The organism is Roseateles sp. 22389 (genome assembly GCF_052044995.1).
GTDB lineage: Bacteria > Pseudomonadota > Gammaproteobacteria > Burkholderiales > Burkholderiaceae_C > Roseateles.
In genome coordinates, this window is sequence record NZ_JBQEOF010000002.1 from 175,370 (window position 1) to 195,628 (window position 20,259).

General features: G+C 70.6%; 14 protein-coding genes. 11 read left to right on the top strand and 3 right to left on the bottom strand.

What is annotated here, in order from left to right:
• The first annotated feature begins 172 nt into the window (after positions 1-172).
• From ACTJKJ_RS03860 to hemH, 5 genes are all read left to right on the top strand, one after another.
• Positions 173-2,719: a putative bifunctional diguanylate cyclase/phosphodiesterase gene (locus ACTJKJ_RS03860; RefSeq protein WP_440819651.1), complete on the top strand. Its 2,547-nt coding sequence runs from the start codon at positions 173-175 to the stop codon at positions 2,717-2,719.
• A 9-nt stretch (positions 2,720-2,728) separates the two neighbouring features.
• Positions 2,729-4,807 carry a DNA primase gene (dnaG, locus tag ACTJKJ_RS03865; protein ID WP_440819652.1) on the top strand — a complete coding sequence of 693 codons (2,079 nt, stop codon included), beginning with the start codon at positions 2,729-2,731 and terminating at the stop codon, positions 4,805-4,807.
• Positions 4,808-5,238: 431 nt separating this feature from the next.
• The gene (gene rpoD / locus ACTJKJ_RS03870; protein WP_091723176.1) at positions 5,239-7,467 is read left to right on the top strand and encodes an RNA polymerase sigma factor RpoD; all 2,229 of its coding nucleotides are present in this window, start codon (positions 5,239-5,241) and stop codon (positions 7,465-7,467) included.
• A gap of 266 nt (positions 7,468-7,733) precedes the next feature.
• Positions 7,734-8,675 (top strand): adenylate/guanylate cyclase domain-containing protein, encoded by a 942-nt coding sequence (locus tag ACTJKJ_RS03875; RefSeq protein ID WP_297385941.1) that lies wholly within the window; start codon positions 7,734-7,736, stop codon positions 8,673-8,675.
• Positions 8,676-8,735: 60 nt separating this feature from the next.
• On the top strand, positions 8,736-9,836 hold the full coding sequence (gene hemH / locus ACTJKJ_RS03880) for a ferrochelatase (RefSeq protein ID WP_440819653.1): 1,101 nt from the start codon (positions 8,736-8,738) through the stop codon (positions 9,834-9,836).
• 141 nt (positions 9,837-9,977) lie between these two features.
• On the opposite strand, the gene ACTJKJ_RS03885 is transcribed toward hemH, so the two are convergent.
• Genes ACTJKJ_RS03885 through ACTJKJ_RS03895 form a run of 3 tightly spaced genes read right to left on the bottom strand, consistent with a single transcriptional unit; the run spans position 9,978 to position 13,101 of the window.
• Positions 9,978-11,498: a tripartite tricarboxylate transporter permease gene (locus tag ACTJKJ_RS03885; RefSeq protein WP_091723168.1), complete on the bottom strand. Its 1,521-nt coding sequence runs from the start codon at positions 11,496-11,498 to the stop codon at positions 9,978-9,980.
• An 18-nt stretch (positions 11,499-11,516) separates the two neighbouring features.
• Entirely contained in the window at positions 11,517-12,116 is a 600-nt protein-coding gene (locus ACTJKJ_RS03890) for a tripartite tricarboxylate transporter TctB family protein (protein ID WP_440819654.1), read from the bottom strand.
• Positions 12,117-12,132: 16 nt separating this feature from the next.
• Complete coding sequence (locus ACTJKJ_RS03895; protein ID WP_091723163.1) at positions 12,133-13,101, bottom strand: Bug family tripartite tricarboxylate transporter substrate binding protein; 969 nt, start codon at positions 13,099-13,101, stop codon at positions 12,133-12,135.
• 155 nt (positions 13,102-13,256) lie between these two features.
• Here ACTJKJ_RS03895 and ACTJKJ_RS03900 point away from each other — a divergent pair, with 155 nt between their 5' ends.
• The 6 genes from ACTJKJ_RS03900 (at position 13,257) to dnaJ (ending at position 20,239) form a co-directional block, all read left to right on the top strand.
• A complete protein-coding gene (locus ACTJKJ_RS03900; RefSeq protein WP_440819655.1) occupies positions 13,257-13,949 on the top strand; it encodes a response regulator transcription factor in 693 nt (230 codons plus the stop codon).
• 172 nt (positions 13,950-14,121) lie between these two features.
• A complete protein-coding gene (locus tag ACTJKJ_RS03905) occupies positions 14,122-15,552 on the top strand; it encodes a sensor histidine kinase (RefSeq protein WP_440819760.1) in 1,431 nt (476 codons plus the stop codon).
• A gap of 16 nt (positions 15,553-15,568) precedes the next feature.
• Positions 15,569-16,000, top strand: a complete 432-nt coding sequence (locus ACTJKJ_RS03910; RefSeq protein ID WP_440819656.1) for an RNA-binding S4 domain-containing protein — start codon at positions 15,569-15,571, stop codon at positions 15,998-16,000.
• A gap of 311 nt (positions 16,001-16,311) precedes the next feature.
• The gene (gene grpE / locus ACTJKJ_RS03915; protein ID WP_183478561.1) at positions 16,312-16,854 is read left to right on the top strand and encodes a nucleotide exchange factor GrpE; all 543 of its coding nucleotides are present in this window, start codon (positions 16,312-16,314) and stop codon (positions 16,852-16,854) included.
• A gap of 146 nt (positions 16,855-17,000) precedes the next feature.
• A complete protein-coding gene (gene dnaK, locus ACTJKJ_RS03920; protein WP_440819657.1) occupies positions 17,001-18,977 on the top strand; it encodes a molecular chaperone DnaK in 1,977 nt (658 codons plus the stop codon).
• A gap of 116 nt (positions 18,978-19,093) precedes the next feature.
• Entirely contained in the window at positions 19,094-20,239 is a 1,146-nt protein-coding gene (gene dnaJ / locus ACTJKJ_RS03925) for a molecular chaperone DnaJ (RefSeq protein ID WP_091723150.1), read from the top strand.
• Positions 20,240-20,259 lie beyond the last annotated feature (20 nt).

Consider the following 20,259-nt stretch of genomic DNA (forward strand, 5'->3'; position numbering starts at 1 on the left):
CCGGCTCCGCGTCGTGCGGGGGCCAGGCACCCCCATTCCGGGGGGCGCGCCCACCGCGGCAGGGAATGCGCTGACCACCCGCGACAAGGCCACGGCTAGCATCCCGCCCGATTCCGCGCGCGACCCGCGCGCGGCGCACCCCTCCTGAGCCGCTGCCGCCTTGAAGTCCGACATGTCCGCCCACGCCGTCTGGGCGCTGCCCGCCGCGCCGCGCCGCCTGCCCGCGTCCGTCCCGACGGCGCTGCTGGTCGCCGCCACCGTGGCGCTGCTGCTGGCGGGCGCCTGGTGGCCCGCCTGGCGCGCGGTCGCCTGGTGGCTGTTGCCTCTGGCGGGACTGGGCGTCGTCCTGCAGGGTCGGGTGGAACGTCGCCGCGCGCTCGACGAGCGCCGCGAATGGCGCACCAAGATCGACAGCGCCGGCCTGTCGCTGGCGCAATGGATCCCGGGCGGATCGATCGCCGCCTCGGCCGGCTGGGAGGCGCGCCTCGGACCGCCGGATCCGGCCGCGCCGCTGGCCTGGCTGGATCGGGTCCATGCGGTCGACCGGATGAAGCTCGAGGAGCTGCTGCCGGCGCTGCTGAACGGCCCGGCGCTCGAGCGCGCCTCGGCCGGGCGCCGCGACGCCGCGGGCGCGGCCGATGCGCTGCACCATCCGCTGCGCCTGCCCGGCGACGACGGCGACTGGGTGTGGCACGAGTTGCGGCTGCGCGTCGTGCGCCGCGATACGCGCGGCCACGCCCGGCGGGTGCTGGCCAGCCTGCAGGACATCCAGTGGCGCCGCACCGCCGAGGAACGCCAGCGCCTGAGCAGCGGCCTGTTCCAGCACCTGCACGAAGGCCTGGCGATCACCGACCTCGACCACCGGCTGCTCGATGCCAACCCGGCCTACTGGACGCTGATGGGCGAGCTGCTCGAGGCCGGGGCGGGGCTGGTCATCGAGGACGACGGCCCCTCGCCTGACACCGCCGAGGCGCTGCGCCGCCGGCTGCTGGGCCGGCCGGCGCTGCCGATGGAGGCGGCGCAGCTGCATCGCAGCGGCCACGACCTCGACGCGATCGCCGAGGCGCTGGCCGATCCTGCCGGCCACTGGCAGGGACTGGTGAAGGTCCGCGCCGCCGGCGGCCCGCCGCGCACGCTGCGGCTCACCGTGTCCTCGATCCCGGAGCCCGAGGGCCCGCCGCGCTACCGCGTGCTGGCGCTCAGCGACCTCACCCAGGACCTGCAGCGGCAGCAGGCGCTGGAGCGGATCGGCCGCTTCGACCTGCTGACCGGCCTGCCCAACGAGCAGGAATTCCAGCGCCGCCTGCAGGCCGCGCTGCAGGCCAGCCGCGATGTCGGGCCCGGCTCGATGCTGTGCGTCGCGCGGCTGGACCTCGACGGCTTCGCCGCATTCAACCGCCGCCATGGCGTCGCGCGCGCGGACCAGGCGCTGCGCGAGCTCGCTCGTCGGCTGACGACGGCGCTGCGCCAGCAGCCGCAATGGCGCGACGAGGTGGCCCGGCTCGGCGGCGACGAGTTCGGCCTGCTGCTGCGCGTGCAGAGCCCCGCGGAGGCGCAGTTGGCGCTGGAACGCCTCGTCCAAGTGGTGCGCCGGCCGATCGACGCATCGCCGGGCCACGCCCCGGCCGACGCCGCCGCCGCTTCGGTGGCCGAGGAGACGCCGACCTCGCCCTTGGGCTTGGACAGCGACGAGGACGCCCGCGACGACGACACCTTCGGCAGCGCGGCGGGCACGCCCGGCGACGTGCTGCGGCTGAGCGCGAGCGTCGGCGCGACGCTGTACCCGCAGGATGGCGGCGAAGCCGAGACCCTGATGCGCCATGCCGCCCATGCGCTGTACCGCGTCAAGCGCAGCGGCCGCGACGGCGTGCAGTTCTTCGACGTCGAGAAGCGCCGCAGCCGCGAGGCGCAGGCCCAGGCCGCGCTGCGCGTGCAGCAGGCGCTGGAGGCCGGCGAGCTGTGCCTCCACTACCAGCCCAAGCTGGACCTCGTCACCGGCGAGCTGCAGGGCGCCGAGGCGCTGCTGCGCTGGCGCCACCCGCAGCGCGGGCTGCTGGCGCCGGCGGCCTTCCTGCCGTCGGTGGAGCGCAGCGGCATGGCCGCCCCGCTCGGGCACTGGGTGCTGGAACAGGCGCTCGCGCAATGCGGGCGCTGGCAGGCCGAAGGGCTCGACCTCACGCTCAGCGTCAACATCAGCCCGCGTCATCTGTCGGCGCCGGATTTCCCGGCGCGGCTGGCCGCCCTGCTGGCCCGCCATCCGGAAGTCCCGCCGCAGCGGCTGGTGCTGGAGCTGCTCGAATCCAGCGCGCTCGACGACGTCGTGCTGGCGCGCCGCCTGCTCACCGACTGCAAGCGCCTGGGCCTGCGGCTGGCGATGGACGATTTCGGCACCGGCTACGCGACGCTGTCGGTGCTCAAGCAGTTGCCGCTGGACCAGCTGAAGATCGACCGCTCCTTCGTCCAGACCATGCTGGTCGACCCGCAGGACCGGGCGCTGGTGCAGGGTGTGATCGCGCTGGCCGGGCAGTTCGGCTGCGAGCTCGTGGCCGAGGGCGTCGAATCGGCGGCGCATGCGCGGGCGCTGGTCGAGATGGGCTGCCGCGTCGGCCAGGGCAGCGGCCTGTGCGAGCCGCTGCCGCCACAGGCGCTGCTGGACTGGGCGCGGCAGCGCGGCGCCGTCGCCCGCGGCCGCGAGAGGCCGCCGCAGGCCATCACTTAAACTCCTGCGGTGATCCCGCCCGGCTTTATTCAGGACCTCCTGGCCCGCGTCGACATCGTCGACATCGTGGGCCGCCATGTCGACCTCAAGAAGGCCGGCATCAACCACAAGGGCCTGTGCCCGTTCCACGGCGAGAAGACCCCGAGCTTCACCGTCAGCCCCTCGCGCCAGACCTTCCACTGCTTCGGCTGCGGCCAGCACGGCAACGCCGTCGGTTTCCTGATGGAGCACCTGGGCATCGGCTTCATCGACGCGGTCAGGGACCTGGCCCAGCAGGCCGGCATGCAGGTGCCCGAGGACGACCGCAGCCCCCAGCAGCGCGAGCAGGAAAAGGCGCAGAAGCAGCGCCAGGCCACGCTCACCGAGATCCTGGCCAAGGCCGGCCAGCACTACCGCCAGCAGCTCAAGGGCAACCCGCGCGCGATCGAGTACCTCAAGGGCCGCGGCCTCACCGGCCAGATCGCGCTGCAGTTCGGCCTGGGCTACGCGCCCGATGGATGGCGCTCGCTGGCCAGCGCCTTCCCGTCCTACGACGATCCGCTGCTGGTCGAGACCGGGCTGGTCATCCTGCAGGACGACCCCGGCAAGAGCGAGGCCGAACAGCGCCGCTACGACCGCTTCCGCGACCGGGTGATGTTCCCCATCCGCAACGTGCTGGGCGAGGTCGTCGGCTTCGGCGGGCGCGTGCTCGACAAGGGCGAGCCCAAGTACCTGAATTCCCCGGAGACGCCGGTCTTCCACAAGGGCAAGGAGCTGTACGGGCTCTACGAGGCCCGGCCCGCGATGCGCCGGCGCGGTTATGCGCTGGTGGTCGAGGGCTACATGGACGTCGTGGCGCTGGCGCAGCACGGCTTCGGCAACGCGGTGGCGACGCTGGGCACGGCCTGCACGCAGGACCACGTGCAGAAGCTGTTCCGCTTCACCGAGTCGGTGGTGTTCAGCTTCGACGGCGACGCCGCCGGCCGGCGCGCCGCGGGCCGGGCGCTCGAGGCCGCCCTGCCCCACGCCAACGAGACGCGGACGATCAAGTTCCTCTTCCTGCCGACCGAACACGATCCCGATTCCTATGTCCGGGAGCTGGGGGCGGACGCCTTCGAGCGCTGCATCGAGGGCGCCGTGCCGCTGTCGCGCCAGCTGATGGAGACCGCCGCCGACGGCTGCGACCTCGGCACGCCCGAGGGCCGGGCCAGGATGCTCAGCGTCGCCAAGCCGCTGTGGGCGGCGCTGCCCGAGGGGCTGCTCAAGCGCCAGCTGCTGGGCGAGCTGGCACGGCGCGCACAGCTGCCGGACGCGGAACTGCAGGCGCTGTGGGCCAACGCGCTGCCGCCGGCCGCGCCGGGCACTCGTCCGCGCGCGGATCGGCCCGCCGCGGCGCCCGCGCCGAGACCGGCCGCGCGCGCGGTCGCTCCGTCGACGGACGGCGTCCACGAGGACCCGTATTTCGACATCCCCGCCTCGGCCTATGGCGACGAGGGCTCGCATGGACCGGACGAGGTCCACATCCCGCACGATCTCGACGCGGGCGTCGCGTCCGGCGGACCGCCGCCGGGCCAGCCCCAGCGCAAGTGGGAGCCCAAGGGCGACTTCAAGGGCAAGGGCGGCAAGGGCAAGTGGAGTGGCAAGGGCGAGTGGCGCAAGCGCGACCAGGACCCGACCATCGGCATGCCGCTGGAGCTGCCGCCAGCGCCGATGAACCTCGCGGTCCGGATGCTGCTGCTGCACGGCGAGCTCTGGCACCAGATCGGCGAACAGGACCTGCAGCTGTTGCATGAACTGCCCGGCGAACATGGGCAGTTGATCGCCTGGCTCGAGCGCTTCCTGGTCGACAACGGCCCGACGCCCTGGGCGGTGCTGCAGGTCGCGCTGCAGGAAGCGGACCTGATGGACCTCGCCCAGCGCGTCAGCGGCGGCCCGCTGACCGCCCCGCCCGGCGACGAGCACCTCGAGGCGGAATTCCGCGAAACCCTGCGCAAGCTGTGGATCGGCAAGCTGCAGGCGGACGCCGACCGCATCGCCCGCAGCCCGCAGCCGGACATGGCGCGTTTCCAGTCGCTGCAGCGGCAGATCCGCGACCTGAAAGCGGTTTAAGGGCGGTTTGAGGGCGCCCGATGGGCGTTCCATGGGCGCTCTTCGGGGCGGATGAATCCGCCTTTTTGACCAAACAACCGATTTCGCAGATAATCAAGGGTTTTCGCGCGTCAAGAGTGACCGCAGCGCCAACCGGTCCCCGGCCCCCCAGCTGACCCTGGGTTCATATTCAAAGTGGCCAACCTTTACCGCCTGGGCTGCAACTTCAACGGTTCACGCTAGCCTTCACGCGCCAAGCCTTGAATGGCGGTCGGTTCGTCCCGACCTGTCGTCCAGGGCACGAGTTCGAGCCGCCTGGGCTCGTCGCGCCGCATAGCCCGCAAGTGCCGGGAGTTTGTGGGCGCCGGCGACGCAGGTGGCCGTTTGCATTGCCTGCATCACCGCGAATTTCCCCGCATTCACCTACTGGCCCCGAGCCACCGAGGAACTGCATGACCGCCAAAAAGACCGCGTCCAAGGCCGCCGCCGCAGAAACCGAAGAAGTCAAGAAGCCGGCCGCGAAGGCCGCCGCCAAGACCACCAAGACCGCCACCGCTTCGGCCGATGACAAGCCCAAGCGCGGCCGCAAGCCCAAGGCCGAGACCGAGTCGAAGAAACCCGCCGGCAAGGCCAAGGTCGAGGAAGAGGACGAGGACTTCGGCGACGCGGACGCCGACGGCGAGGTCGAGGGCGACGGCGAGGCCGACGCGGAAGTCGAGACCGCCGAGGTCGAGGAGCTGGGCGAGGACAAGCCCAAGGCCAAGCCGCTGCGCATGAAGGTCAGCCGCGCCAAGGAGCGCGCGCTCATGCGCGAGTTCGGCCTGGACGAGACCGCGCTCACCGAAGAGGAAGTCGCCAAGCGCCGCCAGGAGCTCAAGACCCTCATCAAGATGGGCAAGACGCGGGGTTTCCTGACGCATCAGGAAATCAACGACCACCTGCCCGAGAAGCTGATCAACGAGGAAATCCTCGAGGCGATCGTGTCGATGCTCAACGACATGGGCATCGCCGTGTACGAGCAGGCGCCCGACGCCGCCACGCTGCTGATCCAGGGCTCGACCTCCCCGACGGCCACCGAGGAGGAAGCGGAAGAAGCCGCGGAAGCCGCGCTGTCGACCGTCGACTCCGAATTCGGCCGCACGACCGACCCGGTGCGCATGTACATGCGCGAGATGGGCACCGTCGAGCTGCTGACCCGCGAGGGCGAGATCGAGATCGCCAAGCGCATCGAAGGCGGCCTGCAGGCCATGATGCTGGCGATCAGCGCCTCCCCGACGACCATCGCCGAGATCCTGGCCATGGCCGCCAAGATCCGCGCCGGCGAGATGCAGATCTCGGAAGCGGTGGACGGCTTCGTCTCCGATGACGAGGCGGACGACTACGTCGCCGAGGAAGACTTCGACGAGTTCGACGAAGAGGACGACGACGACGGCGCCGGCGGCTCCAAGGCCCTGACCAAGAAGCTGGAAGAGCTGAAGAACGCGGCGCTGGTGAAGCTGGACTCGCTCGCGTCCAACTTCGACAAGATGCGCAAGGCCTTCGAGAAGGACGGCTACAAGTCGGCCAACTACAACAAGGCCCAGGCGGCCATCAGCGCCGAGCTGATGACGATCCGCTTCACCGTCAAGACCATCGAGAAGCTGTGCGACATCCTGCGCTCGCAGGTCGACGACGTGCGCCGCTTCGAGCGCGAGATCCGCAAGATCGTCGTGGACAAGTGCGGCATGCCGCAGGACCACTTCATCAAGACCTTCCCGCCCAACGTGCTGAACCTGCAGTGGGCCGAGAAGGAAGTGGCCTCGGGCAAGCCGTACGCGAACATCATGTCGCGCAACCTGCCCGCGATCCAGGAACTGCAGCAGAAGCTGATCGACATCCAGGGCAAGGCCGTGGTGCCGCTGGACGACCTCAAGGGCATCAACAAGCGGATGAACGAGGGCGAGAAGGCCTCGCGCGACGCGAAGAAGGAAATGATCGAGGCCAACCTGCGCCTGGTCATCTCGATCGCGAAGAAGTACACCAACCGCGGGCTGCAATTCCTGGACCTGATCCAGGAAGGCAACATCGGCCTGATGAAGGCGGTGGACAAGTTCGAATATCGCCGCGGCTACAAGTTCTCGACCTACGCGACGTGGTGGATCCGCCAGGCCATCACCCGCTCGATCGCGGACCAGGCCCGCACCATCCGCATCCCGGTTCACATGATCGAGACGATCAACAAGATGAACCGCATCTCGCGCCAGCATCTGCAGGAGTTCGGCTTCGAGCCGGACGCGCCGACGCTGGCCGAGAAGATGGAGATGCCGGAGGACAAGATCCGCAAGATCATGAAGATCGCCAAGGAGCCGATCTCCATGGAAACGCCGATCGGGGACGACGACGACAGCCACCTGGGCGACTTCATCGAGGACACCAACAACACCGCGCCGATCGAGGCGGCCATGCAGGCCGGCCTGCGCGAGGTGGTGAAGGACATCCTCGACAGCCTGACCCCGCGCGAGGCCAAGGTGCTGCGCATGCGCTTCGGCATCGAGATGAGCACGGACCACACGCTGGAGGAAGTCGGCAAGCAGTTCGACGTCACCCGCGAGCGCATCCGCCAGATCGAAGCCAAGGCGATCCGCAAGCTCAAGCATCCGTCGCGCAGCGACAAGCTGCGCACCTACCTGGACAACCTGTAAATCCCCCGCCCCTTCGGCGGCCAGACGGCTGCCGAACTCGGGCACCGGGTTTGCCTCATCGACCGGCCACCGTCTTCGGACGCTGGCCGGTTTTTCATGGCCGGGCGCTGTCGTCCCGGGCGTGCTCCGGCATTCGCCCGCCCGTCGGGGGAGAGGTGTCGCACCCGGGCCGACAGGCCCCCGAGGCGAGGGCTAATCACCACGCGGCGCCGAGGGTGGCGCGGCTACACTGAGACTCCCTTCACACCGCAGCTCCAACAAGGCCGATGACCCAGATCCGCGAGCGCTCCGTCCTGTTTGCCGACCTGCGCGGCAGCACGGCGCTGTTCGAGACCCTGGGCAACGCGGAGGCCTCGGGGCTGGTGACGCAGACGGTCGCGCTGATCGGCCAGGCGGTCGACGAGAACCGCGGCGACATCATCAAGACCCTGGGCGACGGCCTGATGGCCGCCTTCGACAACCCGCGCGACGGCATCAAGGCCGCGATGCGGATGCAGGAGCTGCTGGTCAAGACCTCGGCCCGCAGCGAGCGGCTGCGCCACACCCACCTGCAGATCGCGCTGGCGCGCGGCGAGGTGGTCGAGATCCACGGCGACTGCTTCGGCGACGCGGTCAACGTCGCGGCCCGCTTGCTGGACCATGCCGGCGATGGCGAGACCGTCGTCACCGCCGAGGTGGTGCACGGCCTGACCAGCGCGCAGAAGTCGCGCTTCCGCAGCCTGGACCACATCAGCGTGCGCGGCCGCGCCGAGCCGGTCCACATCTACGTGCTGGACCAGGGCCGCGGCGACGCGGCGGCGACGCAGTTCGGCGACATCGTCCGCAGCGCCGCGCCCGAGGGCATCCGCCTGGTCTGGCAGGAGCTGGACCGCGTCTTCGACATCGAGCAGATGCCCATCGTGCTGGGCCGCAGCACGCAGGCGACCTACTGCATCACCGACGTCCGCGTCAGCCGCTCGCACGCCCGCATCGACTGGCAAGGCAGCAGCTTCAGCCTCACCGACCTGAGCTACAACGGCACCTTCGTGCGCTTCGGCGCCGGCGGCCAGACGCTGAGCCTGCGCCGCGGCTCCTGCACGCTGCACGGCGCGGGCGCGATCGGCCTGGGCGGGCCGCCGTCCGAGACGCAGGCACCGACCGTGCGCTTCGAGGTGCTGCACCTGGCCGAGGCCGCCTCGCCGATGCTGATGCGCCGCGGCGGCCTCTGAGCGCGCCGCCCAACCGCAGCACGACCGCCGCCCTTCCCTGTCCTTCCTTCTCCTCGCCGGATGAGCTTCCGTCCCGAACCCGACCACGTCCATGGGCGCGCGCCGACGATCGGCGTGCTGCTGGTCAACCTGGGCACGCCCGACGCGCCCACGCCCGAGGCCACGCGCCGCTACCTGGCGCAGTTCCTGTCCGACCCGCGCGTCATCGAGATCCCCAAGGCCGCCTGGTGGCCGATCCTGCACGGCGTGATCCTGCGCACCCGGCCGGCCAAGTCGGCGAAGAAGTACGCCAGCATCTGGACCAAGGACGGCTCGCCGCTGCTGGTCTGGACGAAGAAGCAGGCCGCGCTGCTGCAGGGCCTGCTCGGCGAGCAGGGCCACCGCGTCAAGGTGCTGCCGGCGATGCGCTACGGCAACCCGTCGATCGCGTCGCAGCTCGACGCGCTGCGCGCCGAGGGCGCCACGCGGGTGCTGGTGCTGCCGGCCTATCCGCAGTACTCGGGCGCGACCACCGCCAGCGTCGTCGACGACGTCGCGCGTTGGTCGCTGGCGCATCGCCACCTGCCGGAGTTCCGCTTCGTCAACCGCTACCACGACGACCCGCGCTACATCGCCGCGCTGGCCGACAGCGTGCGCGCCCACTGGAAGGCCGAGGGCCGCGGCGAGCTGCTGCTGATGAGCTTCCACGGCATGCCCGCGCGCACGCTGGCGCTGGGCGACCCCTACCACTGCGAGTGCCTGAAGACCGGCCGCCTGCTGGCCGAGGCGCTGGGGCTGTCCGACGCCCAGTACAAGGTGAGTTTCCAGAGTCGCTTCGGCAAGGCGCGCTGGCTGGAGCCCTACACCGAGCCCACGCTGCGCGAGCTGGCCGGGCGCGGGCTGAAGTCGGTCGACGTGGTCTGCCCCGGCTTCTCGGCGGACTGCATCGAGACGCTGGAGGAGATCGACATGGAAGCGCGCGAGGCCTTCCTGCACAGCGGTGGCCAGCGCTTCAGCTACATCCCCTGCCTGAACGACCGCCCGGCCCACATCCGCGCGCTCTCGGCGATCGCGACCCAGCACCTGCAGGGCTGGCCGACGACCGTCGTCCCCGACGAGGCGCAGGCCACCGCCCTCGCCCGCCAGCGCCAGGCCGCCACGGCCGCCGGCGCCGCTCGCTGACGACGACGGCGCGCGGTCGCGCCTCTGCCACGAGGGCGGCATGCCGACGCCGTCCCATCGTGCGGCGGACCGCCAAGGTCCCAACGAAGATCCAATGAAGAAGGGCCCCCGCGGGGGCCCTTCGCGCGTCCGACGCGGCGCTCAGCCGAGCGCGGTCGCCGCCTGCTGACGCGCCTTGCGCGCGCCCAGCCACTTCAGCGCGCGCGGCAGCAGCAGCACGATCACCACGACCGCCAGCAGCCCCGCCGACAGCGGGCGCTCGAAAAAGACGCCCCAGTGGCCGCCGCCGATGGCCACGCCGTTGCGCAGGTGCGCCTCGGCCAGCGGGCCCAGGATCATGCCGACGACGACCGGCGCGGTCGGGAAGTCGAAGCGCCGCATCACCACGCCCATCGCGCCGATGGCCAGCATCAGGTACAGGTCGAAGGCGCTCTGGCGCATGCCGTACACGCCCACGGTCGCGAAGATCAGGATGCCGGCGTACAGCGGCGCGCGCGGGATGCGCAGCAGCTTCACCCACAGGCCCACCAGCGGCAGGTTCAGCACCAGCAGCATCACGTTGCCGATGTACAGCGACGCGATCAGCGCCCACACCAGCGCCGACGAGGTGGTGAACAGCTGCGGCCCGGCCTGGATGCCGTAGTTCTGCAGCGCCGACAGCAGGATGGCCGCCGTCACCGAGGTCGGGATGCCCAGCGTCAGCAGCGGCACCAGCGTGCCGGTCACCGCCGCGTTGTTGGCCGCCTCCGGCCCGGCCACGCCTTCGATCGCGCCGGTGGTGCCGAACTCTTCCTTGTGCTTGGACAGCTTGCGCTCGGTCGCGTAGCTCAGGAAGGTCGGGATCTCGGTGCCGCCGGCCGGGATGACGCCGAACGGGAAGCCCAGCCCGGTGCCGCGGATCCAGGCCGGGATCGAGCGCTTCCACTCCAGGCGCGTCATGTGCACGCGACCCATGGTGTTCATCATCAGGTTGCTGCGGCCCTCGTAGAGCGCGACGTAGAGCGTCTCGCCCACCGCGAACAGGCCGACCGCCACCAGCACCGTCTCGATGCCGTCCAGGAACTCGGGCACGCCGGCGGTGTAGCGGATCTGGCCGGTGATCTGGTCCTGGCCGACCAGGCCCATCGCCAGCCCGATGAACAGCGCCGTCATGCCGCGCAGCGTGCTCTGCCCCAGCACCGCGCTGACGGTGGTGAAGGCCAGCAGCATCAGGCAGAAGTACTCCGGCGGGCCCAGCGTGACGGCGAAGTCCGCCAGCACCGGCGCGAACAGCGTGACCAGCACGGTGGCGATGGTGCCGGCGAAGAACGAGCCGATCGCCGCGGTGGCCAGCGCCGCGCCGGCGCGGCCGTGGCGGGCCATCTTGAAGCCCTCCAGCGCGGTCACCATGGTGCCGGTCTCGCCGGGGGTGTTGAGCAGGATGGAGGTGGTCGAGCCGCCGTACATCGCGCCGTAGTAGATGCCGGCGAAGAAGATCATCGACGCGGTCGGGTCGACCTGCGCGGTGATGGGCAGCAGCATCGCCACGGTCACGGCCGGGCCGAGGCCGGGCAGCACGCCGATGGCGGTGCCCAGCGCGCAGCCGATGAAGGCCCACATCAGGTTCGCGCCCGAGGCGGCCGTGGCGAAGCCGCCCATCAGGTGGGTCCAGAGGTCTTGCATGTCAGGACTCCAGGAGGCTCAGAGCCAGCCGCCGGCGGTGAGGGCCGGCAGGTTGAGGGCGAGCAGCTTGTTGAAGAGCCAGAACACCGGCGCGGCGATCAGCAGCCCGGTGACGACGTCGATGAGGAGCTGGCGCGCGCCGCCATGGCCCTTGCCCTCGGCGCGGCGCAGGCCGCGCACGGCCAGCACGAAGCACAGCGTGCAGGCGAGCACGAAGCCGATCGTGGTGATCAGCGCCGCGTTGGCGATGACCGCGCCGGCGACCCAGGCCGCCGACACCCAGTCGGCGCGCGGCGCGCCCGAGGGCGGCTCCATCTGGCGGAAGCCGCCGGTGCGGGATTCCCACACCAGCCAGGCGCCGCAGACGATCAGCACCACCGCGACGAACCACGGCAGCGCGTTGGGACCGACGCCGCCGTAGCCGGCGTCACCGGGGATGGCGGCGGCGCCGATGGCCATCACCGCGCCGACGACGACCGCGCCCACGCCGACCAGGGTCTGGTACAGCGGATGGGGGGTGGTGTCGACGACATCCGACGCCGAAAGCGCCGAGGACGCCGCGCCGGGCACGGTGGCGGTCGGGTGGCCGGCCACGGCCTTGGAGGAAGAATCGGACATGGCGGGCCTCCCGGGATCAGACCATGCCGGACTTGTGCATGATCGCGCGCAGCGACGCGAACTCGGCGTCGACGAAGTCCTCGAAGGCCTTGCCGGTCAGCACGGCCGGCGTCCAGCCGTTCTTCTCCAGCGCCTCGGTCCAGGCCTTGGACTTGGTCGCCTTGACGACCATGTCGATCAGCACCTGACGCTGCTGCGGCGTGATGCCGGGCGCGCCGTAGACGCCGCGCCAGTTGCCGATCTCGACGTTGTAGCCGAGCTCCTTCATGGTCGGGATGTCCAGGCCCTTGATGCGCTGCGGCGCGGTGATCGCGATCGGGCGCATCTTGCCGCTCTCGATGTAGGGCTGGAACTCGCTGTAGCCGCTGCCGCCGATGGAGACGTTGCCGCCCAGGATCGCGGCCACCGCCTCACCGCCGCCGCGGAAGGCGACGTAGTTGACCTTGGTCGCGTCGACACCGACCTCGCGGGCCAGCATGGCCGCGGCGATGTGCTCGGTGGCGCCGCGCGAACCGCCGCCCCACTTCACCGAGCCGGGGTCCTTCTTCAGCGCCTCGACCACGTCCTTCATCGTCTTGAAGGGCGAGTTGGCCGGCAGCACGAAGACGTTGTATTCGCTGGTCAGGCGCGCGATCGGCGTGGCCTGCGTCAGCGTGACCGGCTGCTTGCTGGTGATCAGGCCGCCCAGCATCACGGCACCCATGACCATCATCGCGTTCGGATCGCCCTTGGCGGCGTTGACGAACTGCGCCAGGCCGATGGCGCCGGCGGCGCCGCCCTTGTTCTCGAAGGTCACCGCGCCGGCGGCGCCGGCGTCCTGCAGGGCCTTGCCCAGCGCGCGACCGGTGATGTCCCAGCCGCCGCCCGGGTTGGCGGGCACGAGGATCTTCAGCGCCGCGGCGGCCTGCGCGCTCAGCGGCAGCGCGCCCGTGGCGCCCAGCGCGGCGAAGGCGGCCGCGGACTTGAGGAACTGGTCTCGACGCATGCTCGTGTCTCCTTGGTTGTCGGCGCCGGGGCAGAGCGCGCACCCGACGTCGTTGTGCCGCGCATCGTGCACATGGCGGCTTTCATTCGGCTGTCGGGAAGCTCAGGGTTGACCCTGAGCGGCGGCCGCGCGGCGGCTGGCGGACACTGCCGATCATGAGGTTGCTTTTCGTCGAGGACAACGCCGCGCTGCAGACCACGGTGGCCCGCTCGTTCGAGCGCCGCGGCATCCAGGTGCTGGGCTTCTCCGAGGGCCGGCCGGCCCTGGAGCGCTGGCGCGCCCAGCCGCCGGACGTGGTGCTGCTGGACCTGTCGCTGCCCGACATCGACGGCCTGGAGCTGCTCTCGGCCGCGCGCGCCGCGCAACTGGCCACGCCGGTGATCATCCTGACCGCGCGCGGCACCGTGGGCGATCGCATCCTGGGCCTGAACCTGGGCGCCGACGACTACATGCCCAAGCCCTTCGACCTGGATGAACTCGAGGCCCGGGTGCGCGCCCTCGCCCGCCGCAGCCGCGGCGCGGGCGGTGCGCCGGCGGCCGCGGGCACGCACGAGGACGAGGCCTTCTGCGGCCTGCGCGTGGACGCCGACAGCGGCGCGATCTACCACCTGGGCCTGCCGCTGGACCTGCCGCCGCGCGAGGCCGCGCTGCTGCGCGCGCTGCTGGCGCGACCGGGCCAGGCGGTGGCCAAGGAACGGCTCACCGAGATCGTTTTCGCCGACGACCTGGACGTGCAGCCCGACGCGGTCGAGGTCGTCGCCTACCGGCTGCGCAAGCGGCTGCCCGCGGACGGCGCCCGGCTGGTCACGCTGCGGGGGCTGGGCTACCTGCTGAAGGCGCCCGACTGAACGGCGCGAGGTGCGGGGCGTGAGCGGCGTGGAGGTCAAGAGCGACGCGGCAGGCGTGCGCGGCATCGAGGGCTCGAGCAGCGCGGCGGGCGACCATGCGAGCGGCGAGACCCGCACCCGGGTAGCGCGACCGCGGCCGCGGCGACGCGGACGCGCACGCGGGCTGAGCTCGATGCGCAGCCGGCTGCTGCTGGGCATCCTGGTCCCGGTGGGGCTGCTGATCGGCGCCAATGCGCACCGGCTCTACCAGGACGCGCGGCGCGCCATCGACACCGCCTACGACCGCACGCTGCTGGCCTCGGCCAAGACCATCGGCGAGCAGCTGGACGTGCAGGGCACGCCCGACGCGCCGCGGCTCGTCTCCGAGGTGCCCTACGCGGCGCTCGAGGCCTTCGAGGCGGACAACCGCAGCCGCATGTTCTATCGCGTCACCGGCTTCCAGGGCGAGTGGGTGTCGGGCTTCGACGACCTGCCCGCCTGGCACGGCAGGCTGCCCGACCGCGGCGCCTACGCGGCGCTGGTCGATTTCTACGACGACGTCTACCAGGGCGAGCCGGTGCGCATCGCGGTGCTGAAGCAGCCGGTGGCGGGCGCGGCCGGCCTGGGCGTGGCCACGATCCAGGTCGCCGAGACGCTGGAGATCCGCCGCACGCTGGCGCGCCAGGTGCTGGTCTCGACGCTGTGGCGGCAGGCTGCGCTGCTGGCGGTCATCGCGATCGTGGTGTGGGGGGTGGTGCTGTTCGCGACGCGGCCGGTGCGGGCGCTCAGCCGCACGATCGCCGCGCGCGCCGACGACGACGTCGATCCCATCCCGATGCCGGGCGTGCCGGCGGAACTCGCGCCGCTGGTGGCCGCGATCAACGAGGCCTGGCACCGCCAGGCCGGGCTGCTCGCCCATCAGAAGCGCTTCGTTCGCGACACCTCGCACCAGCTGCGCACGCCGCTGGCGGTGCTCAAGGCGCAGGTGCAGTCGGCCCGGCGCGGCGACGTGCCGGCGGCGCAGGCGATCGACGAGATCGGTGCGACCGTCGACGGCGCGACCGCGCTGGCCAACCAGATGCTGGCGCTGGCCAAGGTCGAGCAGCTGCGCCAGCAAGGCGACCCGCCACGGCTGGACCTGGCGGCGACGGTGCGCGAGGTGGCGCTGGACCTGGCCCCGCTGATCGCCGACGCCGAGCTGGACTTCGAGCTGTCCACCGAGCCCGCGCCGGTGCGCGGCCATGCCTGGGCGCTGCGCGAGCTCGCCCGCAACCTGCTGCACAACGCGCTGCGGCACTGCCCGCGCGGCGGCCGATTGGCGGTCGCTGTGACGCTGCGCGGTCGCGAGCCCGACGGCAGCGGCGCGACGGCCGGCGTCGTCGAGCTGCGCATCGGCGACAGCGGGCCCGGCATCCCGGCGTCGCTGCGGGCCAAGCTCGGCCAGCCCTTCGCGGCCGGTCCCAATGGCGGCTCGGGACTGGGGCTGGCGATCTGCCGGGAGATCGTCGCTTCGCTGGGCGGCACGCTGGCGCTGGACAACCGCGAGCACGACGGGGTCATCGAGGGCCTGGACGCCGTGGTGCGGCTGCCGGCGGCAGCATCGACCGACGCCGGTCCGGCGTAGGACAATCCGCCCCCTGATGCCTGCCTCCCATCGTTCCTCCTCCGAGCTGACCAGCCTGCGCCTGGACAAATGGCTCTGGGCCGCCCGCTTCTACAAGACCCGCTCGATCGCCGTCGAGGAGATCGGCAAGGGCCGCGTGACCGTCAACGGCCAGGCGGTGAAGGCCTCGCGCGAGCTGCGCCCCGGCGACATGGTGCAACTGCGCCAGGGCGTGGTGGCCCGCGAGGTCAAGGTGCTTGGCCTCAGCAGCATCCGCGGTCCGGCGCCGGTCGCCCAGACGCTGTACGAGGAGACGCCGGACAGCGTCGCCGCCCGCGCACGCGCGGCCGAGGCGCGCCGCCTGGCCCCCGAGCCGGCCGACACCATCGTCCAGGGCCGCCCGACCAAGCACGACCGCCGCAAGCTGGCCGAGTGGGACGACCGCTGGAGCGCCAGCATCGACGAATGACAGCCGGTCCCCTCCCCCGAAGTCCCCGGTCGCAAAACCGTGAAAGGACGACAGTGGTTGGGGACGGCATGGCTTGGGGTTTCGGCGCTGGCCGCCGGGGCCCCAAGCCATGGCGGCCAACGCCCCGACCTCCGCAGTAAGAAGCGCCACTAGCAGGCCCCCGGCTTGCCCGCGCACCGATGCCAAAATCCCCCTCTTGAACTTCCGGCCATGAGCCCCAGATGCGGCGGGTCGCCCGACGCAGACCGGCTCCCACCGACGCCGGTCCCCTTCCGAAGAGAAGTCGGGCTCCGCTTTGGGGCCATCCAACCATGACGACTGACAACCAACAACCCGACCCGACGCTGGACGAACTGACCCAGCAAGCTGCCGCCGCGGCCGCCGCCTCGGTGCCCGAGACGCTGGAGGCCAAGCTCGCCGACACCGAACGCCGCCTGGCCGAGATGTCCGACGCCTATCTGCGCGCCAAGGCCGAAGTCGAGAACACCCGCCGCCGCGGCGAGGAAGACACGGCCAAGGCCCGCAAGTTCGCGGTCGAGGGCTTCGCCGACGCGATGCTGCCGGTGGTGGACAGCCTGACCGCCGCCATCGCCCGCCCGGACGCCAGCGTCGAGCAGGTGCTCGAGGGCGTGCACGCCACGCTGCGCCAGCTGCAGTCCGCGCTGGAGCGCAACAAGGTGCTGGAGATCAATCCGGCCGCCGGCACCAAGTTCGACCCCCACCAGCACCAGGCGATCTCGATGGTCCCGGCGGAGCAGGATCCCAACACGGTCGTGACCGTGCTGCAGAAGGGCTTCCTGATCGCCGACCGCGTGCTGCGCCCGGCGCTGGTCACCGTGTCCGCCCCCAAGTAAGCACAGCGAAAAATCGATCGGGGCCCTTGAACCCGGCGAAGTTATCCACAGATCAGCAGCATCCCGGAACGTTGTTTCAGCCGCTCGCTCCACCGAGCCTCCCACGCTGACCGTTCCGCCAGTTTTTCCCTATTCAGGAGCACCACATGGCTAAGAAGAAGATCATCGGCATCGACCTGGGCACGACCAACTCGTGCGTGGCGGTGATGGAAGGCAACACCACCCGCGTCATCGAGAACGCGGAAGGCGCCCGCACCACCCCGTCGATCATTGCGTACCAGGAAGACGGCGAGGTGCTGGTCGGCGCCTCGGCCAAGCGCCAGGCGGTGACCAACCCGAAGAACACCCTGTACGCGGTCAAGCGCCTGATCGGCCGCAAGTTCCAGGAGAAGGAAGTCCAGAAGGACATCGACCTGATGCCCTACACCATCGCCGCGGCCGACAACGGCGACGCGTGGGTGGAAGTGCGCGGCAAGAAGCTGGCGCCGCCGCAGGTCTCCGCGGAAGTGCTGCGCAAGATGAAGAAGACCGCCGAGGACTACCTCGGCGAGGAAGTGACCGAGGCGGTCATCACCGTCCCGGCCTACTTCAACGACGCGCAGCGCCAGGCGACCAAGGACGCCGGCCGCATCGCCGGCCTGGACGTCAAGCGCATCATCAACGAGCCCACCGCCGCGGCGCTGGCCTTCGGCCTGGACAAGCACGGCGCGGGCGACCGCAAGATCGCGGTGTTCGACCTGGGCGGCGGCACCTTCGACATCTCGATCATCGAGATCGCCGACGTCGACGGCGAGAAGCAGTTCGAGGTGCTGTCCACCAACGGCGACACCTTCCTGGGCGGCGAGGACTTCGACCAGCGCATCATCGACTACATCATTGCCGAGTTCAAAAAGGAGCAAGGCGTCGACCTGACCAAGGACGTGCTGGCGCTGCAGCGCCTGAAGGAAGCGGCTGAGAAGGCCAAGATCGAGCTGTCCAACTCCTCGCAGACCGACGTCAACCTGCCCTACATCACGGCCGACGCCACCGGTCCGAAGCACCTGAACATCAAGCTGACCCGCGCCAAGCTGGAGTCGCTGGTGGACGAGCTGATCGAGCGCACCATCGCCCCCTGCCGCACCGCGATCAAGGACGCCGGCGTGTCGGTGAGCGAGATCGACGACGTCATCCTGGTCGGCGGCATGTCCCGCATGCCCAAGGTGCAGGAGAAGGTCAAGGAGTTCTTCGGCAAGGACCCGCGCAAGGACGTGAACCCCGATGAGGCGGTGGCCGTGGGCGCCGCGATCCAGGGCCAGGTCCTGGGCGGCGAGCGCACCGACGTGCTGCTGCTGGACGTCACCCCGCTGAGCCTGGGCATCGAGACCCTGGGCGGCGTGATGACCAAGATGATCAAGAAGAACACGACCATCCCGACCAAGTTCAGCCAGACCTTCTCGACCGCCGAGGACAGCCAGCCCGCGGTGACCATCAAGGTCTACCAGGGCGAGCGCGAGATGGCGCAGGCCAACAAGAGCCTGGGCGAGTTCAACCTGGAAGGCATCCCGCCGGCGCCGCGCGGCGTGCCGCAGATCGAGGTGAGCTTCGACATCGACGCCAACGGCATCCTGCACGTCGGCGCCAAGGACAAGGGCACCGGCAAGGAAAACAAGATCACCATCAAGGCGAACTCCGGCCTGTCCGAGGCCGAGATCGAGAAGATGGTGAAGGACGCCGAGGCCAACGCCGCCGAGGACAAGAAGAAGGTCGAGCTGGTGCAGGCCAAGAACCAGGCCGACGGCCTGGTGCACTCGGTGCAGAAGTCGCTGGCCGAGCACGGCGACAAGCTGGACGCCGGCGAGAAGGAAAAGATCGAGGCCGCGATCAAAGACCTGGAAGAAGCCATCAAGGGCGAGGACAAGGCCGACATCGACGCCAAGACCGAAGCGCTGATGACCTCCAGCCAGAAGCTGGGCGAGAAGATGTACGCCGACGCGCAGGCGGCCCAGGCGGCGGCCGGTGCCGCGGGCGCCGCGGGTGCGGCGGGTGCGGACCACGCCGAGGCGGCGGCCGCGCAGTCCTCGTCCAAGCCGGCCGACGACAACGTCGTGGACGCCGAGTTCAAGGAAGTCAAGGACTCGAAGTAAGCCGTGCGCGCCGACCCCGGTCGGCGCCGCGATCGGCAACCGCTGTCGCCTGACAGCCGCCGCGCGGGGCCGCCAGCCTCGCGCGGCGTTTTGGTTTGAGGCCCCCAGGAAGATCCATGGCAAAGCGTGACTATTACGAAGTCCTAGGCGTCGCGAAGAACGCCAGCGAAGACGACATCAAGAAGGCGTATCGCAAGCTGGCGATGAAGTACCACCCTGACCGCAATCAGGGCGAAGGTGCCAAGGACGCCGAGGACAAGTTCAAGGAGGCCAAGGAGGCCTACGAGATGCTGTCCGACGGCCAGAAGCGCGCGGCCTACGACCAGTACGGCCACGCGGGCGTGGACCCCAACCAGGGCTTCCGCGGCGGCCCGGGCGCGGAAGGCTTCGGCGGCTTCGCCGAGGCCTTCGGCGACATCTTCGGCGACCTGTTCGGCCAGCAGGGCGGCGGCCGGCGCCAGGGCGGCGGCCAGCAGGTCTATCGCGGCAGCGACCTGAGCTACGCGATGGAGATCACGCTGGAGGAAGCCGCGCGCGGCAAGGAGACGCAGATCCGCATCCCGTCCTGGGAAGGCTGCGACACCTGCCACGGCAGCGGCGCCAAGCCCGGCACCAGCGCCAAGACCTGCGGCTCCTGCGGCGGCAGCGGCACGGTGCACATGCGCCAGGGCTTCTTCAGCATCCAGCAGACCTGCCCGCACTGCCACGGCACCGGCAAGATCATTCCGGAGCCCTGCACCACCTGCAACGGCGCCGGCAAGATCAAGAAGACCAAGACGCTGGAAGTCAAGATCCCGGCCGGCATCAACGAAGGCATGCGCATCCGCTCCGCCGGCAACGGCGAGCCGGGCGTCAATGGCGGCCCGTCGGGCGATCTCTACATCGAGATCCGCATCAAGCAGCACGACATCTTCGAGCGTGACGGCGACGACCTGCACTGCACGATGCCGGTGTCGATGACGACCGCGGCGCTGGGCGGCTCGATCGAGGTGCCGACACTGGGCGGCAAGGCCGAGATCGAACTGCCCGAGGGCACGCAGCACGGCAAGACCTTCCGCCTGCGCGGCAAGGGCATCAAGGGCGTGCGCTCCAGCTATCCGGGCGACCTGTACTGCCACATCAGCATCGAGACGCCGGTCAAGCTCACCGAGCATCAGCGCAAGCTGCTGAAGGAGCTGGACAAGAGCCTGCGCGACGGCGGCGAGCGCCACTCGCCGAACGCGAAGAGCTGGACGGACCGCGTCAAGGATCTCTTCAAGTAAGCCACCAACAGCGGCGTGCA

Coding starts and splice junctions, on each gene's coding strand:
- dnaJ (WP_091723150.1), top strand. CDS start 19,094: ATGGCAAAGCGTGACTATTACGAAGTCCTAGGCGTCGCGAAGAACGCC.
- ACTJKJ_RS03895 (WP_091723163.1), bottom strand. CDS start 13,101: ATGCGTCGAGACCAGTTCCTCAAGTCCGCGGCCGCCTTCGCCGCGCTG.
- hemH (WP_440819653.1), top strand. CDS start 8,736: ATGAGCTTCCGTCCCGAACCCGACCACGTCCATGGGCGCGCGCCGACG.
- ACTJKJ_RS03885 (WP_091723168.1), bottom strand. CDS start 11,498: ATGCAAGACCTCTGGACCCACCTGATGGGCGGCTTCGCCACGGCCGCC.
- ACTJKJ_RS03875 (WP_297385941.1), top strand. CDS start 7,734: ATGACCCAGATCCGCGAGCGCTCCGTCCTGTTTGCCGACCTGCGCGGC.
- rpoD (WP_091723176.1), top strand. CDS start 5,239: ATGACCGCCAAAAAGACCGCGTCCAAGGCCGCCGCCGCAGAAACCGAA.
- ACTJKJ_RS03860 (WP_440819651.1), top strand. CDS start 173: ATGTCCGCCCACGCCGTCTGGGCGCTGCCCGCCGCGCCGCGCCGCCTG.
- grpE (WP_183478561.1), top strand. CDS start 16,312: ATGACGACTGACAACCAACAACCCGACCCGACGCTGGACGAACTGACC.
- ACTJKJ_RS03910 (WP_440819656.1), top strand. CDS start 15,569: ATGCCTGCCTCCCATCGTTCCTCCTCCGAGCTGACCAGCCTGCGCCTG.
- ACTJKJ_RS03890 (WP_440819654.1), bottom strand. CDS start 12,116: ATGTCCGATTCTTCCTCCAAGGCCGTGGCCGGCCACCCGACCGCCACC.
- ACTJKJ_RS03900 (WP_440819655.1), top strand. CDS start 13,257: ATGAGGTTGCTTTTCGTCGAGGACAACGCCGCGCTGCAGACCACGGTG.
- dnaK (WP_440819657.1), top strand. CDS start 17,001: ATGGCTAAGAAGAAGATCATCGGCATCGACCTGGGCACGACCAACTCG.
- ACTJKJ_RS03905 (WP_440819760.1), top strand. CDS start 14,122: ATGCGCAGCCGGCTGCTGCTGGGCATCCTGGTCCCGGTGGGGCTGCTG.